Raw genomic sequence first — 15,996 nt, forward strand, 5'->3', positions numbered from 1 at the left:
TCAATCCTCATTTATATTTGCCAGTAACTTTTCAAGTTCGGCTACAGCGGTACTTATTCTTTGGCTTTTCTCTTTTATATCGGCTATTAGTTCGGAAAGCAAACGATCATCAGCGTCCCCACCTTGTTTTATCCATGTGATGTCAAGGCTTGTTTTGTCACGGGCAAGAATTTCCTCTACCGGATATTTCCGCCATCGTCCTTGCGGATTGTTTTCTGCATCGAAGGTTTCTACCCGGTTATTATAGCAAGAGACAAAATCATCCAGATGATGGCGTTCGAGTTTGTTGGTGGCAAGAGTATGCTTGACATCTGTACGATAATCATAGAACCAGATCTCTTTTGTCGGCTGTCCTTTCGTAAAGAACAAGACATTGGCTTTCACGCCTTGGGCATAAAATATACCTGTAGGCAAGCGGAGAATGGTGTGCAGATTAAAATCCTTCAGCAACTTCTTTCGTATTGTTTCACCTGCACCTCCTTCAAAAAGAACATTGTCCGGCAATACTACAGCTGCACGGCCTCCGGTTTTAAGCATCAGCATCATGTGCTGCAGGAAGTTCAGCTGATTATTCTTTGTCTCTACATAGAAATCCGGACGGTTGATATCGACAGAACCAGCCGGGCGTGTTCCGAATGGAGGATTTGCAAGTATCACATCTACAAGCGTTGACGGCTCTTTCTCCAGCGAATCTTCACAGACAATCGGACTTCGGTCTGTGCCTACGCCATGCAGATATAGATTCATTGAGGCAAGCGTTACCACCAATGGAGTATTATCCACACCATGTAAGGCTTTGTTGCGCAGGAAATCCCGTTTTTCCTTACTTGCTGACTGACCTTTCATGTAATCGTAAGCCGTCAACAGGAAACCACCTGTTCCGCAAGCCGGGTCGCAAACCGTTTCACCGATTTGCGGAGCGATGCAATCCACCATTGCTTTGATAAGTGGACGAGGAGTGAAGTATTGTCCCGCACCGCTTTTCTTGTCTTGCCCATTCTTTTCGAGAATGCTTTCGTAGATAGCACCTTTCACATCGCCGTCCATGATGAGCCATTGTTCCTCATCAATCATGGAAATGACCTTTTTCAGATAAACGGGCTTGTCAATCTTGTTTTGTGCCTTTGTATAGATAGTACCAATCAGATTGTCCTGTTCGCTAAGCAGTTTAAGCGTTTCTTCATACTGTCTGACCAAATCCAAGCCGTCAAGAGAAATCAGATCTGCCCACTGATAACCATCTGGGATAGCGGATTCTTCTCCAAACATTTCTACATTCTCGGCATCCATCTTCAGGAACAGAAGATAGGTGAGCTGAGTTATATAATCGGTAAACCCAATCCCTTGCCCAGCAAGAGTGGTAGCCAGATTCCATACCTTTTTGGTGAGTGATTGCTCTGTTGTGTTATTTGTTGCCATTATTTATTATGCTGCTTTTCTTAAAACTACAAATGTATAAAGAGAACGGAGTGCATCGTCTGCTTTCTGCATATTACCAAACGCCCGTATCATTTGTGCCGCATGGGTTGCATCGTCTTCACGAATATCCCTCACAGTACAAGCACCGTTGGAGGCGATGTAGTCCACTATGCGACTTATCACTTCGCGCTGTTTATCTGTTATTTCTCGCTGGTTTTGTCCTAGCCATAGATTGAAGTACTGTTTGGAGGTAGTGACTACACTATCCAACCGTTCGATTTGCCGGAAAGCATAGCGCACAAGCTGAATGATATTTGTAAGTGCATCGCTTTCTTCTTTGGTGGTAGAGCGTCGCACACTGTTTGGATTCAGGATGGCATACGAGTTCCAAAGTTGCTTGGATGTGAAATGATTGTTTGCCATTTTGAGCTTGTTCTCCAAATCTTTTAACATTGAATAAGTAATCGGCTCTCCTTCATTATTGTAAATGATTCGCAATGCTTCAATTTCGTCAGTGTGTTCTCTGCAAAACTCTTCGAAGGCCTCGGTCGTGTTTTGTGCTTCCTCAATAGAAAACCCTTTAGAGATAAGTGTATCTTCTCCCGGCATCAGCGTATTGACAAATCCTGCGGCAAGAATAAGCAAGTATCGTCTTGCATCTGCATGATTGGCAAGTGGGGAAACCAATCCTTTCCGCTCGTTATTTGGCTCGTTTATGCTGACAAACGGTGGGAGTGTGCTATTGTCAAGTGCATCATAAATTCTGGAAGCAAGTCCCTTCATGTCATCATGAGCCAAGCGGGCGAACTCATTTCTCTGCGAATTGTCTGCCTTGTTATATATTCGAGAAAGCGTTGCTGCAAGACGTTGCAAATATTCATCGGGGAGATAGCCATGACTGATCCGCTCCAATAACTCTTTAAGAGTAATTGTCTTTGTTGTCGGCTCATCTGCCGTCGCCGGTATTATCTTTTCGTGTTCAGTTACACCGACGGCATCAACCAAGTAGAAGCAATCTTTACTGAATGCATTCGGGGTGACATTGCGCAGTTGCTCGTCTCCAATGGTGCGCACGCCGCGACCTTTCATCTGTATATACAGGGGCAACGATTCCACATCGCGCATAAACATCACAACTTCCAACGGTTTTATATCCGTTCCGGTTGCAACCAATGTGCAGGTAACTGCAATACGGAAATCCTTGTCGTTGCGGAACTGGCGTATCAGTTCGTTGCTGTCGCCTGCAGAATATGTGATTTTTTGCACAAAGCGGTTATCGGTACGTCCGAATACCTCTTTCGCAATCTGTACGATATTGGTAGCGTGAGTTTCGTTGAGGGCAAATATCAATGTCTTCGGCAAATAGTCAAAGTTGGCTTCCCTTTGAGGGTCATTGAATAGTTCGGTATAGACTACATCGCGATAAGTGGATAAGACAAGTTTAATCTGTGCAGGATTGATGACACTTCGATTCAGTTCCTTACAGGTATAAATTTTAGTTTCCTTGTTGAAGATGGTTTTTATATCTCCTGTATAGCGTGTTTCTTCTTTTACCTTTTCACCCTCCAATATGGCACCGCCATTCTCCGTTACCTGTGTTTTGATTCTATATACACGGCAGTCAACATTTACACCGTCAACAATACTTTTTTCCAGGGTATAGTTGACTATACGGTTATTGTTGAAGAACGCCATAGTCTCCGGTACAGGTGTGGCTGTCAATCCAATGAGCCTTGCCGTATCAAAATACTCCAATACTTTCCGCCAGTTTCCATAAATAGAGCGATGACATTCGTCTATGATAATCAGGTCAAAATAATCATGCGGCAGGTTCGGATTTGGCGGCAAAATGATTTCCTCGGTTGGCTCATTGCCATCATCTTCATCGCTGTCTTCGATAGTATCACCTTTCAAGAATGAAAAAAGTCTCTGAATAGTCGAAATAATCACATTGCTGTCTGACGGAATGGATGAAGAACGAAGCCTGTTTACCGTAAATATGGTATTGAAGGCTTCTCCGTTTTCTGTCAATCGGAAAGTTCCGAATTCGCCCTCGGCTTGTTTGCCAAGATTATTTCTATCCACCAGAAACAGTATCCTTCGCATGGGGGTGTAGGATAGCAGACGATATGCCGCAAGACAAGCTGTATATGTCTTGCCTGCACCTGTCGCCAAAACCATCAGAGCCCGGTTCTGTCTTGTACGAAAACTTTTTTCCAACTCGGTTACGGCTTCATACTGGCAATCTCGCAATCCTTTTTTTTGCAAAGTAGGAAGTCCTGCAAAATAATCACCTATCCCTAACTGTTTGACCAACTCATAGGGAGTTGGGATAGCCATTATCTGTTTGAAACTTTGCTCCTTCTTGCGGAAATCACAGAAATACAGTTCCTTCCCATTGGAAGTAAAAATAAAAGGCAATGGGTTCTGATATGTCTGATATATATGAGGAACGCTTTTGGCATATAATGCCGCCTGCTCACATACCTTATCGGAAAGCGCATCCACATCTTCCCTTTTGGCCTCAAGAACACCAACGGCCTTACCATTAATGAAAAGGAAATAATCCGCTTCAAGATTACCCTTCAGCAATCCCTCCCTTATGGCAACAGCTGTACAGGTTGGTTCATAATCTTCCCTATTGATTACTTTCCAACCTGCCTCGGCGAACCATTGATCTATCTTTTGCCTAGCTTTTTCTTCTGGTGTCATAGCTGTTCCTATATTTCTGCATTATCAGAAGTTATACGCTAAAAAAAGATAATACATGTCCACAGGACATCATTCCCGTTCATCCTTGTCTGTTATCAGATCTTTTAAGTCTACCTGAAGAATCTCTGCAATTTGCTGCAGTGTCTCCAAGTTAGGCTGGATTCTGTTGCAAGCATAGGCATTGACCATACTGAAGCTCTTATCCAGTTTTTTAGCCAACCACGTTTGGGAAATACCTTTGTCCGACAAGACCGCCTTTATCCTATTTAGTTTCATTCTTAGATGCAATTTTATTGTGCAAATATAGCGAATTATATTCGATACCTCGAATTATTTTTGTACTTTTGTTGTCAAAAACATAAGCATATGGGACATAAATGTTATATATCTTTTAAAACGGAAGATTGTTGGTATAAAAAAGAAATACAAAAATGGAGCGATAATGAAAAAGTTGATATGATAGACAAATCGTTAAATACTCCTATTAATTCTGACGACGAAGACTATATTATGCGAAAAATCAGAGAAGATTATCTTTCTGACTCAACAGTTACAATCTTTCTGATTGGATTATATAGTGCTGAAACCTTGGGATGGGAAGAACAACGATTTATAAAGAGAGAACTGCAAGCTTCATTGTATAATGGAGAAGGTAATACTCGAAATGGAACTTTAGGAGTTGTTTTGCCGTCAATGTATAATTCTATATACAAAGGTCAATACACATGCCAGATTTGTGGCAAAAATCATAATACTGTAGCTATCAACGATGACACTGTTATTAAAGAATTTGGACGGAACTATTATTTAAATAATCACGGAAAATGTGCATACGATGAAGGCGACAGATTCTGTGTATTAGTCAAATGGGATGACTTTAAAAAGGATCCTAATTCTTATATAGAAAAAGCATTTAATAAGCGCAGTCAGCCTATAGCTGATGAAGTTATTGTTAGACCAAAATAATTAAAATAATGGAAGAGAAATTGTGTTTTGTTGTCATGGGTTTCGGGAAAAAAACCGACTTGGCTTCAGGGAATACTTTTGATTTGGATAAAACATATCAGAATATAATTAAGCCGATTGTTTCAGAATGTGGCTATAAATGCGTGAGAGCTGATGAAGTACAAGATACAGGTCTTATAGATAGAAGCATGTATGCATTGATTCTTTGGGCAGATTTAGTAATTGCAGATATCTCAACATTAAATCCTAACGCAATATATGAACTTGGAGTACGGCATGCAGTTAAACCTTCATCTACAATCATAATCAAAGCAGAATCAACTTCAAAAATACCATTTGATATTGATCATACGAGAGTTTTCTCATACAAGCATTTGGGTGAAGACGTTGGTGTAGATGAAGCTAATCGGATGAAAAAATTATTAAAAGAAAAAATATTAAACATAGCGAAAGGCTCAGTAAAAGATAGTCCTGTCTACGAATATTTGCATACACTGCAAGAGCCACATATGGATATTGAAGAATATAAAGATATCGTAGGAGCATTGGCAGAGAAAAATGATTGTATTTTTGCTTTAGTTGAAAGTGCAAAATTGCTAATGAAAGAGGAAAATTTTAGTGAAGCAATCAAATACTGGAAAAAAGCTTTAGAAAAGAATCCAGCTGAGCCATACTATATTCAGCAATTGGCATTATGTACTTATAAACAAAAAGTAAGTAAAGAAGAGCAAGAAATGTACCTTAATGATGCATTAAGAATACTTGAGAGATTGACAGACTCAAATGATCCAGAAACATTTGGTTTAAAAGGAGCCATTTATAAACGATTATCAAGAATCAATAATGATAACATTGGTTATTTAAATAGAGCTATTGAATATTATGAAAAAGGGTATATGATTAGTTATGATTTCTATACGGGTGAAAACTTAGCTTTTTGCTTTGATAAAAAATCTACCCTTTTGAATGATGGTGAAGATGAAAAAATATATTGTCGAATTCAGGCAAAAAAAATACGAGAACAATTATATAAAATATTATCTTCTAAAATGGAATTAGAAGATATAACAAATATCCCTAATGTAAAATGGATGTCGGCAACTTTCTCAATATGCTGTTATGCATTGGGGAAACAAGAGGAAGGACGTAAATACGAAAAACTATTTAAAGATATGGCAGAACAATGGGAAAAAGACACATATAATTTTCAAAAAGAAGAGCTAAAACAATTGATAAATATTGAAGTTGATTAATATGGCCAATACATACAAAATTTTCATTAGTCATTCTTGGGCACATGTGAATGATTTAAAGTCGTTAAGAAATCTTCTTGAATCAAGAGGATACTTTAGTGTTGAGTTTACAGAATTTCCACCAACAGATTCTATAAATTCAATGAATACATACTACATAAGACAACGAATCACAGAAAGAATACAAACCTCAGATATTGTTTTAGGGATTGCTGGAATATATGCTTCACATAGCGATTGGATGAAATGGGAGCTTGATAAAGCAATAGAAAAAGGGGTGCCAATTATCGGAGTAATTCCAAGAGGACAAGAACGAATTTCTTCTATTGTTAGCAACAGGGCAATTGAGATTGTACATTGGAATACGGAGAGTATTGTTTCTGCAATACGAAAATACGCAAGATAACATCTTATTTTTAGACTATCGCTTATAATAGAACACTTTTAAAGTACAAAATCTACGGGAACTCTATGGTATCAAATCGTAGAGTTCTATTTTTATATAAATTGGAAATAAACAGGATAGAACGAATATACCGGTTCAAGTGTGGAACTGCTAACTTATCTATTAGTGAGGTTCTGGTAAACCCTGAATGTAAATAAGCAACAGTCCACGCCGTAATAGCGTGAAAACAAAGATGCTTATTCCTCATTCAGTTAAAATTTACCAGATTTCACTAAAGGAATAAGTCAGACACTCTCCTATGGTTGGTGTCCAGCGAAGGGTCTATTTCTCGTGACCGATCATCACAAATGTAACGATTCTTACCCGAAAAACAACGCTGCCCATCTTTGCTCCCTTTCGGGCTGTTGCTCGGATGGCAAAATTAGACCGATTTTTCGGGTTTTTAGCCATTGATCCACCACGAAGATTATCGTAGGATGGGGATGTAGATGTATACCGTCAACGTGTCGATCTCGTCGTTTCGCGGATATTACGTGAAAGATTGGACGACGGAAAGATGACCCGAGTCCAGACTGTAGAGGTTTTGAAATAGCTCTGTACCGCACTGGAGTACCTCCACGCACAACAGATCGTCCACCGGGATATCAAGCCGGAGAACATCCTTCTGACCCGTAATGGTGGTCAGGTGAAAGTAATCGACTTCAGTCTGGCGGATGCGGATTCATATGCCGTGTTGAAGGGGGCGGCGGGTACGCGACGCTATGCGGCGCCGGAACAACTGGCTGACGGGATCATTGATTGCCGGGCTGATTTGTATGCGCTGGGGCGGATTATGGAGGATTTCCGGACTGTTGGGTTAGCTTCGCCTGCGGTGCGTCGGCTTGTCCGACGGTGCACGGCGCTGGACCGCTCAAAGCGTCCGGCGAGTGCCCAATATCGATGCGAGACTGGAACGTCGCAACAGGGGATGGATCGTTGTATTGCTCGTACTATTCCTGAGCGGCCTCTTGTTTATGTGGCCGTTGGGTAAAGGTCCGATAGCGACCCGCGATACGATCGTCCGGATCGATACGGTACGCATTATCGAGAAAGACACCGCTGTGACCCAGCAATTGGATCGGATACAACACCGGGAAGCCATCTTTCAAGGAATTCATCGGGGAATGGTTGCTTTGATCTGGCGGCGTATCGTTGCGGCTACAGCTGCGCTGGATACCTTGGTGCTTTTGCTTTCAGCCCCCAATCCGGCTAATACGATGTTCCATGTCTCGGGTCTGCCGATTCGCCAGGCGGCGAGGGCGTGGTATGAGGTGCAATTACGCAACCAATTGCCGGAATGAGGTTCGTAATCGTCAGCGTATCAGTAATTTCAGAATACGTTGGATATGACGATTATTCGCAAAGTGATGACCTATGAGCAACAGACAATGCCGAAGGGTCAGCGGGTGGCATATAGAAGAGGGCGCGAAATGAACTAGTTCACCATCATATGAAGAATCTAATTATCAATGCGACGTTTGGAATTCGTTATGTATTTTCTACCTGAGACAGGGCCGACATAATATTGTTCATTTAGAAAATTGAGAATCTCTTTACATGCTTTTTTATCACATGGAAGATTTATTTTTCCATCGTGAACATCCAAGACTAGACCAAATAATCTGCGAGCTTTCCGATATATTTTTTCGGAATGGACAGTATCCAGAATACCTGCATTAGATATGAGAGCGATTTGTTTCCTAATAATTGTATCGGCGTTAGCTTGCAGCCATGCTGAGTCAACCTCAATAATAGGATGTGCTGAAAAAGTTGATAGATCTTCGTTAGTTGCCTCTTTATAGAAATCTAACAGACTAAATATTCTATTCCCATTACGGTAGGAATAAAAATAAAATTTATCGTCTCGATATATTCCATCGACATGATTGTCAAGAATAAATGCGTCGTTCGTCAATTTATGATAGGTGTTGTTACTATAACAAAGAACTTTTTTGTTGGACAGAAGCTTTCTCGAATCGAAATTCTGGAAATAATATACATTATCTTCAAACCAGAATAACGTCTTAATCATATCCACACCTAAATTGAGTTCCTGTATTCCAAATGCATCACGTACTGCCTCTGAAATGGCTGGATCAAGCTCCATCGAGACAAAAAATATTTCTCCTTTGTCCAACACATAATTACCCTCAAATTCTATTTGATCCAGACCATTGTCAGACAAATCCCCGGCATGATCAATAAATGCCCGGCGAACCTCGGTTGTTATATCTTGCGTCAGATTGATTTTTCGCAGTTGACCATCTGTCAAGATTGCAAAAAAATTACAAGTCAATTCATTCATAATAACTTCGGTGTTAGTGAGACATATTTAGAAGAAGATAGTCCGTTAAATGTACATACTTCGTGACATCCTTTTTATTGATGATTTTAGCCTTAGATAACAGAATTAATGTTACGCCGGCTGAAGTTTTAACCTTATAATGCCTATAACCAAATACCCATAATACAGGATTATGACTGTAAGAGTTTTTATTAACAAGAATAACCAGAATATAGATAAAAAGCATCCCCCACATATACATTCGATGCTTACCAATATCCGAGAATAAATTTAAAGCCGGTAAAAAATAGCCGATTAAAATCGGAACGATATTTCCACTGTCAGAACTTTCTATCGAATCAATCACGATAGAATGGATTGTTAATTTATCCTTCGCCCATCTAATCATCCAAACCAATAACAGGATAAAGCAAAGAAAAATCAACAATGACGTGATTGTAGGTAACAAAACAAGTCTTAAACTATCAGTGATTACGCATACAAAAGTATCGTTTTTAGGCAATGTGTATTTTTGAGCCTCCTGAATAACTGTAACGATCCAATAAACCAGTAGGAACGGAGAAAATGCAGAGGCTGTCAGAATGAATTTTACGAAATTTGATAGCATAATTACATAAAGTTTCAAATTCTGGGCTCGACTGAGTAAGGCATAATATCTCGAATCACCACCAAACAACCTGATTGTTTTGCCAAGTAAATATGCGTTGTTCCTTGCCGTGAGTCAGATTCCGGATCAAATACAATGCACCCTTGGGAGCGTTATCCCATTCCACAGAATATCCCAGGGCTTTTTTCTTTCCTAGAGAAACCCAATCATTGTCCCAATACCACATCTCATATATACATCCAGGCCAAATTTCATTCATATCGGTTCGGACACAATAAGCAATCGAAGTAATACGCCGCTGAGCCTCTAAATCCAATACCGCTGACGTCCCATAAGGTTCTGCCGTAACGTAATAACTTAACGGATCACCATCGAACAAAGCTTTCGGGGCGTTTGCCGGCAAGCGTCCTGGTGTCCCACTCGTTTTCCCGGTCAGTAACACCGTATCTTCATAGAATCGGATCTCCGCCAGATTTGCAAACGAGCTATCAGGAGCCACATAACGCAGATAGCGGAAAGTACCAGATTGTTCCACCGGATGAGATTGAAAAGGATGATCCTGAACAGATGTGATCTTGTGGAGGATGGTAGCATCTGAGAAATTCGGATGGTTAGCTCCCTCGAACCGTCCTCCGATAACACGTTGAGCAAATTCCGCGAATTGCTCGTGTTGCGGATATTTGCGATACAGTATAACCTTTTGAGTATGTTTGGCATCCGCCACCAAACGCTCCGACATTCCGTCAGTATGGAGAATGAACGGTGCTTGAGCGGGATATTTTGTCCCCTTCAGGTAAAAAATCGGTAAGTAAACGATGCCATCTCCGATACCGATATAAGGTGGGTCGGTTTTCCTATCCACCATAATGTTATTGCCGATTTCGGTTCCTTTACGAATGGGAGAGCCGCAACCCATATTCCGGAATTCTGCACAGCCTTTATGTTTCTCGGCATACGCCACCGGAACCCATGAAGTATTATTAAAGCATGATAACCAAATCAGCCGCCCGGGACTCTTCAAATCTTCGATTTTCACGTCTGCTACCCGCATATGATACTGCGTTGTCACATCCTCCATATCGTAGCCGGAAAAAAAGTCCGGTATATCTTCCGTCTCTCGAAACCGATACAGAACGTCGCTCCGAAGTAGTGAGAAGCGTTTGCGGTATATTTTGGGGACTTTATCTTTCATGACTAGAATCCCTCGCTTCTGATATCCTATGCCCTCACATTTACCCTCAGGCAGAATGATGCTGTTCCATGCATGCGTCGAACTCCGGTTACCCCATGCCGGAATGAAATCCATACCGGCGGGAATACCTCGAGAGCGGAATACCTTGGCGGAGTACTGCGTAAGTGTACCGCATGCCCCACTGCCCACCGTTTCCATATCACTCAAGGTAAGCGGTAATGGATAGTGCAGAATACCGGTACCATAATCCAGCCCGCTATTGTTGATCAACACGATACCCCATTTCAGTATACTGTCAATGCTCTGGAGCATATCTTCACCAGGACGCTCTAGAGTCAGGGCTAAAGCGCGCCAGTCTTCGAGTTCTTCATTCCCTTCCCTGTACGGCAAAACCCATTCGCAAAAATCTTCAAACGAGTACCGTTCATGCCATGGTGTTTTTTCCCATGCCGCGAACGATTCATCGATATTGCGGATCAGGTAATCTGCGGATACGGTTTCCAAATCGGGGCGTATGACATAGCTGACCGGCGAAGCAGACAACATGGAGTCAATCCTGGTCCGGATTATATCCACCTGTGGGTCTGCCTTTTGGTCGGCTGTCAATGCTCCCAATTCGGCCAGCAGACACCGATAGCGATCGTGATTCAGAGCCGTGACAGTGTTCTTGCCCGGCATGTTGGCGATCAGGAAGTAGGCTGCTTGTAGTTTCTGGCTATCTTCAGGCGCTTGATAATGTCTGAGTACTTTTTCGAGCTCGACCCGGTTCTTTCCGGCCTGAGACAGAGCTTCTTCCGCAAGGGCTTTATTGTCGGGGACATGGCCTCTATTGGGGGATTGGCATCCCCCCAGGATACAACAACAGGCTATGGTAGTGCAAAATAAAAGGATATGCCGCATAGATTCGAAGTATTAGTTATCCTGGCTGGACTCACACGTTGTTTTCTTACGTTTGAATGATTTTACGAGTGCTAATCCCAAGTTGAAAATCAGGTAGGCGCACAACCCCATAAAGAGTAGCTGTACGAACACGGCTCGTAGGGTGCCGAAATCCGGCATCTTGCCAAACGACAGCGATAATATGACTTCTCGCGCCTTTGCTGGGAATGTATCGATAAATGACCCGATAAAATGCGGAATCACATAGACGAAATAGTAAATGAAAAATAGGTTCACGATAACAGAGTAGATGACGAAGAAAATTTTCTCCGTTTGACGCATGGTCAGTAAAAACGGTCTTTTCATCTGCCGCCTCTTTCCCGGACTGCTAAACAGATAGGCGAATAGTTCACGGCTTCGCCCTCTAAGATTAGGAACGCCCAGCAAATCGGACATGACCCAATATCCGTCGAATTTAAAGAATGGATTGAGCGTGAATATGAAATTGAAGTTGATGATCACGATACAGTATTTCAGTAGTTCGCTGTCTGTAAGCAGATAAATGACCAGTAGCGGAATCAGGAAGATTAATTGAAAATATACTCCGGCGAAGTTGATCACGGTTCTTTTTTTTCGTGAAAGAGTCCAGACATTGGAAATGTCTGTATAGAAAACTGGAAATATCAGATAGATGGCGAAACCGATCGGACCGTGGTCAACTCTGAAGAATTTGCAGGCTGCTGCGTGACCAAGTTCGTGGAACATAGAAGAGAAAAGAAACAGGACTACCAATCCCATTAATATGGGTGCCGTCATGTCGTCTATGAAAAAATCCATTGTAGTCCCGGTAAAGAACATCACCTCCAATACTGCAACAAGAAGCAATACAGGAAGAATCACTCCGAAATGGAATAACCCTTTCAGCGGCTCGGAGCAGTGGCTAATCACATTTTCCGACAATAGATCTTTTCGGAATAAGAATGCTTTCGTCCGTTTGCTCCCTTTGGCCTTGGGTACAAACAATGGGGAAATGCACGTTTGCATCAAAATCACGAACTCCTCGGAAGTATACGATCTGCCACGCTTCTTTGAAAATCTTTCAACAGCATCTTCTATGGATATGCACTCCTGCAGCGAAACGATCAGGTCTACCACAGGCTCACTAACCTCGAAATGCTGTCCATTGCGGGATACGACATACCTGCGCCGGGAGTTCGAAGTTTCCAACGTATGGATCGTTATCTCTTTTAGGCCTTCACTACTATATGTATATGTCGTGGTCATTTACTGAACGAAAAAGCCATATCATTGTCCATGATATGGCTGTCGACCGGAATATTCCGGAGGTACATTAAAATTTCACTGTGACTGTAACGGTTATATCTCCATCCGAATCCACGTCAACCCCATTGTCATCAGCCAGACCCTGCACATTGAGCATGTTCGGCAACATGAGCGGGTCAGTTTCCAAACGTTCGTCCAAAGTCTCCACTGAAAAGTCAGACCGGAGTTCTTCGTTTAACAGCGCCAGTTTGTCGTCTAATTTTTTCATGATCTCTTAATTTTAAAGTGATAAGATGTTTTTCACCCACTCTCTCTTTACTTCAAAGATAGTCTTTTTTAAATTAAAAATAAATGTATTGAGTTATTTTTTGAGTTTAATTTGTGTAACTCTACAATCGGTTTTTTTCGTCTTCGGCTCCGGACTGGATTACTTTTGATTTAACTGCTTTGCCTGCCTTGAAATTATACCTGACCGACATGACCAAGGTTCGGTAATTTTGCATGACAGAGGTCTGGCGGTAGTAGGTTGGGTCGTTAACTGTTATCGTCAAGCGCTGGGATTCGAACAGATCGTTGACCCCAACGGAACAGGTCAGCCGATTTTCCATAAAGCTCCGCTTAAACGCCAGATCGACCCGGTAGGTGTGGTTGGATACGTAGTTCCCGGAGAGCGCAGGCGAGCGGTAGAATAGGGTTAGGTCTATATACCATTTGTCTCGGAGCGTGAAGATGTGATTCATGTTTCCCAAAAACATATTCTTGTGCCGCTTGATGCCTGTGACTTCCGTATTGACATTGATGTAGGTCAGCGAAGTGTTCATTTCCCACCACTTGAAAAAGTCGATCGGTAAAGAGAGGTTGACGAAATAATTCCGATTGTTTTGGATATTTTCCTCCCGATAGATGATAATGTCGGGATCCTGCGAATCGACAGTCGTGATTTGCGCAATGGCATCATTAATCAGCGTCATTCCTCCTGCCAGAGTGTATTTCTGGTTGAACACCCAAGTTAGACTCAGGTTGTTGAGATAGGATGGTCTCAGGTCTGGATTGCCTTCGATGTAAGCGTATTCGTTCATCGGAGTTCGGAACGGATTAAGATCCGAGAAGTTAGGCCTTCGTATCTTACGGCCATAGTTAAGTATCAAAATATGTTTCATGGACTTGACCAACGGCAGCATAATGTTGACGCTCGGAAACAGCCCAAAATAGTTCTGACTCGGTATGTGACCCACTTGGGTTGTCGTCGGCTCCGCATAAGTATACTCTCCACGAAGCCCAACCCCTAGTGACATGTTATTCTTGAAGCGAGTAGTGTAATTGACATACAGGGCTCCAATATTCTCAGCATATCGATTCATGCTGCTTAGGTTGTCGATTTCGTGCCACCCACCTCGCTCATAGGAATAATCGGTCGTATTATCCATCAGGTTGTAATTGTATTTTGCCCCGGTTGATAACTTGGAACGTTCGCCCAACGGCAGGTCAAAATCGGCCGATACGGAGTAGAGATGATTAGTGGTGAAATAACGACTCCGGTACACGGTATCGTAATTTTGTTGCCCCGAGAAAATGCTATTATAGTTCGTGTTGTCGCCGACCTTACGGTAGTTGTAATCGAGTAACAGCTTAAAAAGCGAACCCCGGTCGTCCAAAGTCCAAAAATAGTTCCCCGACACTCCGACTCTGTCGGTAGCTGCCACTCCGAGGTACAGGCTCCGAACATCAGTCACGCCCGATTGTGGATCCGTTTGCTCCGTGAAATTATTGTGCGTATTGTCCCGGCTATTCGATGCGTAGTTTACTTCGAGTCCAAGACTTTGCCGGTCGCTGATGTCGTATGTGCCTCCGACGACAAACCGCCAATAGTCACTCGTATCCCTACGTAATCCTTGCGATAATTGCGATATTCCAGACCCTGTTTTGAAAAGATTATCCTCCGAAACTTCACTCGTCATGTCGCTTCTGGAATAAGACAAGATTGTGTAAATATGGAACTTGTTCTGTCGATATTTGATATTGAACGAGGGTTCTGTACTCCAATATTTTCCTGAAGCCAGTGCCTGCTGATAACGCATGGAAATAGAGCCGTCCACTCCATTCTCTCGCTTTTTCTTTAATGTCAACTTGATCACTCCTCCGCCCATACTCGCATCATACTCAGAACCAGCAAATGGAATCACTTCGATTTTTTGAATATCTTCAGCTTTGATATTATGCAAGTAATTCATCAAATCCTCACCTGTTTCCCGCAACAATCTTTCATTGACGATCACCCGGGTACCGCCACGACCATAAATGCTGATCCCGCTGTTCTGACCGACAACCACACCGGGAGCCAGTTGCAATAATTCCTGCGCGTCGCGTCCTACTGTTAGTGGCGAATCACCCACGTGCATGATAAAACGGTCTGCCTCGCGGATAATCTTATTTCCCCGCACCACCACTTCTTCAGCCGCCAATACCGGCAAAGCCACCCTGAGTGTATCCAGTCGCGTATTCGCAGATACAGAAAGTGAGGCGGTATGCAATTCCTTGCCCAGAAAGATCAGCACCATGCGGTAATTCCCCGGAAGCAGGGTACAACTAAAATCCCCCTTTCTGTCAGTCAGTGCACCCACTGGCGGCAGGCTGTCTGCCGAAGAGAATGAGACGGCCAGATATTCCAATGGATTACCATCGGTGTCGTAAACCGTCCCGGAGACACGAATTGGCGGATTCTGAGCAAAAATACATCCCATTGCAAAAAGAGCAATGTTGATAATAGACAGGATAAAAACTTTTACCTGAAATTTCATATATGAATGTAGTAATAAATGTAGGAACAAATGTACGTAATTTAATCAATGTGTTTTCGAAAATATTGCATTTGTACTTTATGTTGCAGCGACATTTAGAAACAATATTCGTATTTTTGCGACTAAACAGTAGCTG

Annotated in this window: 14 protein-coding genes; 5 read left to right on the forward strand and 9 right to left on the reverse strand. The window is 42.3% G+C overall.

Annotation, left to right across the window (positions count from 1 at the left end):
* The 3 genes from RIKMI_RS0110270 to RIKMI_RS0110280 form a co-directional block, all read right to left on the reverse strand.
* Window positions 1-1,419, reverse strand: a complete 1,419-nt coding sequence (locus tag RIKMI_RS0110270; protein WP_027291534.1) for a type I restriction-modification system subunit M — start codon at window positions 1,417-1,419, stop codon at window positions 1-3.
* A gap of 6 nt (window positions 1,420-1,425) precedes the next feature.
* Entirely contained in the window at window positions 1,426-4,131 is a 2,706-nt protein-coding gene (locus RIKMI_RS0110275) for a type I restriction endonuclease subunit R (RefSeq protein ID WP_027291535.1), read from the reverse strand.
* A 69-nt stretch (window positions 4,132-4,200) separates the two neighbouring features.
* Window positions 4,201-4,407, reverse strand: coding sequence for a helix-turn-helix domain-containing protein (locus tag RIKMI_RS0110280; protein ID WP_022391186.1), 207 nt, complete (start codon window positions 4,405-4,407; stop codon window positions 4,201-4,203).
* Window positions 4,408-4,497: 90 nt separating this feature from the next.
* Here RIKMI_RS0110280 and RIKMI_RS14655 point away from each other — a divergent pair, with 90 nt between their 5' ends.
* From RIKMI_RS14655 to RIKMI_RS0110290, 5 genes are all read left to right on the forward strand, one after another.
* Window positions 4,498-5,097, forward strand: coding sequence for a TIR domain-containing protein (locus tag RIKMI_RS14655; RefSeq protein WP_084135262.1), 600 nt, complete (start codon window positions 4,498-4,500; stop codon window positions 5,095-5,097).
* An 8-nt stretch (window positions 5,098-5,105) separates the two neighbouring features.
* Complete coding sequence (locus RIKMI_RS0110285; RefSeq protein ID WP_022391184.1) at window positions 5,106-6,350, forward strand: tetratricopeptide repeat-containing protein; 1,245 nt, start codon at window positions 5,106-5,108, stop codon at window positions 6,348-6,350.
* A gap of 1 nt (window position 6,351) precedes the next feature.
* A complete protein-coding gene (locus tag RIKMI_RS14660) occupies window positions 6,352-6,756 on the forward strand; it encodes a TIR domain-containing protein (RefSeq protein WP_022391183.1) in 405 nt (134 codons plus the stop codon).
* 604 nt (window positions 6,757-7,360) lie between these two features.
* Complete coding sequence (locus RIKMI_RS15310) at window positions 7,361-7,786, forward strand: protein kinase domain-containing protein (RefSeq protein WP_084135263.1); 426 nt, start codon at window positions 7,361-7,363, stop codon at window positions 7,784-7,786.
* Entirely contained in the window at window positions 7,683-8,096 is a 414-nt protein-coding gene (locus tag RIKMI_RS0110290; protein ID WP_147288482.1) for a hypothetical protein, read from the forward strand. Before RIKMI_RS15310 ends, RIKMI_RS0110290 begins: the two co-directional genes overlap by 104 nt.
* Window positions 8,097-8,254: 158 nt before the next feature.
* Here RIKMI_RS0110290 and RIKMI_RS14405 read toward each other — a convergent pair whose 3' ends face one another.
* The 6 genes from RIKMI_RS14405 to RIKMI_RS0110320 form a co-directional block, all read right to left on the reverse strand.
* A complete protein-coding gene (locus RIKMI_RS14405) occupies window positions 8,255-9,100 on the reverse strand; it encodes a Kiwa anti-phage protein KwaB-like domain-containing protein (RefSeq protein WP_051214501.1) in 846 nt (281 codons plus the stop codon).
* A 13-nt stretch (window positions 9,101-9,113) separates the two neighbouring features.
* Entirely contained in the window at window positions 9,114-9,707 is a 594-nt protein-coding gene (locus tag RIKMI_RS0110300; RefSeq protein WP_037291864.1) for a hypothetical protein, read from the reverse strand.
* 55 nt (window positions 9,708-9,762) lie between these two features.
* Window positions 9,763-11,799 (reverse strand): hypothetical protein, encoded by a 2,037-nt coding sequence (locus RIKMI_RS0110305; RefSeq protein WP_027291539.1) that lies wholly within the window; start codon window positions 11,797-11,799, stop codon window positions 9,763-9,765.
* Window positions 11,800-11,811: 12 nt separating this feature from the next.
* On the reverse strand, window positions 11,812-13,005 hold the full coding sequence (locus tag RIKMI_RS0110310; protein WP_147288481.1) for a zinc metalloprotease: 1,194 nt from the start codon (window positions 13,003-13,005) through the stop codon (window positions 11,812-11,814).
* A 124-nt stretch (window positions 13,006-13,129) separates the two neighbouring features.
* Window positions 13,130-13,330, reverse strand: a complete 201-nt coding sequence (locus RIKMI_RS13895; RefSeq protein ID WP_037291868.1) for a hypothetical protein — start codon at window positions 13,328-13,330, stop codon at window positions 13,130-13,132.
* A gap of 121 nt (window positions 13,331-13,451) precedes the next feature.
* Window positions 13,452-15,860 (reverse strand): TonB-dependent receptor, encoded by a 2,409-nt coding sequence (locus RIKMI_RS0110320; protein ID WP_027291541.1) that lies wholly within the window; start codon window positions 15,858-15,860, stop codon window positions 13,452-13,454.
* Window positions 15,861-15,996: the final 136 nt, after the last annotated feature.

The organism is Rikenella microfusus DSM 15922 (assembly GCF_000427365.1).
Taxonomy (GTDB): Bacteria; Bacteroidota; Bacteroidia; order Bacteroidales; family Rikenellaceae; genus Rikenella; species Rikenella microfusus.

Coding starts and splice junctions, on each gene's coding strand:
- RIKMI_RS14405 (WP_051214501.1), bottom strand. CDS start 9,100: ATGAATGAATTGACTTGTAATTTTTTTGCAATCTTGACAGATGGTCAA.
- RIKMI_RS0110275 (WP_027291535.1), bottom strand. CDS start 4,131: ATGACACCAGAAGAAAAAGCTAGGCAAAAGATAGATCAATGGTTCGCC.
- RIKMI_RS0110285 (WP_022391184.1), top strand. CDS start 5,106: ATGGAAGAGAAATTGTGTTTTGTTGTCATGGGTTTCGGGAAAAAAACC.
- RIKMI_RS0110280 (WP_022391186.1), bottom strand. CDS start 4,407: ATGAAACTAAATAGGATAAAGGCGGTCTTGTCGGACAAAGGTATTTCC.
- RIKMI_RS0110300 (WP_037291864.1), bottom strand. CDS start 9,707: ATGCTATCAAATTTCGTAAAATTCATTCTGACAGCCTCTGCATTTTCT.
- RIKMI_RS0110270 (WP_027291534.1), bottom strand. CDS start 1,419: ATGGCAACAAATAACACAACAGAGCAATCACTCACCAAAAAGGTATGG.
- RIKMI_RS14655 (WP_084135262.1), top strand. CDS start 4,498: ATGGGACATAAATGTTATATATCTTTTAAAACGGAAGATTGTTGGTAT.
- RIKMI_RS14660 (WP_022391183.1), top strand. CDS start 6,352: ATGGCCAATACATACAAAATTTTCATTAGTCATTCTTGGGCACATGTG.
- RIKMI_RS0110305 (WP_027291539.1), bottom strand. CDS start 11,799: ATGCGGCATATCCTTTTATTTTGCACTACCATAGCCTGTTGTTGTATC.
- RIKMI_RS13895 (WP_037291868.1), bottom strand. CDS start 13,330: ATGAAAAAATTAGACGACAAACTGGCGCTGTTAAACGAAGAACTCCGG.
- RIKMI_RS0110320 (WP_027291541.1), bottom strand. CDS start 15,860: ATGAAATTTCAGGTAAAAGTTTTTATCCTGTCTATTATCAACATTGCT.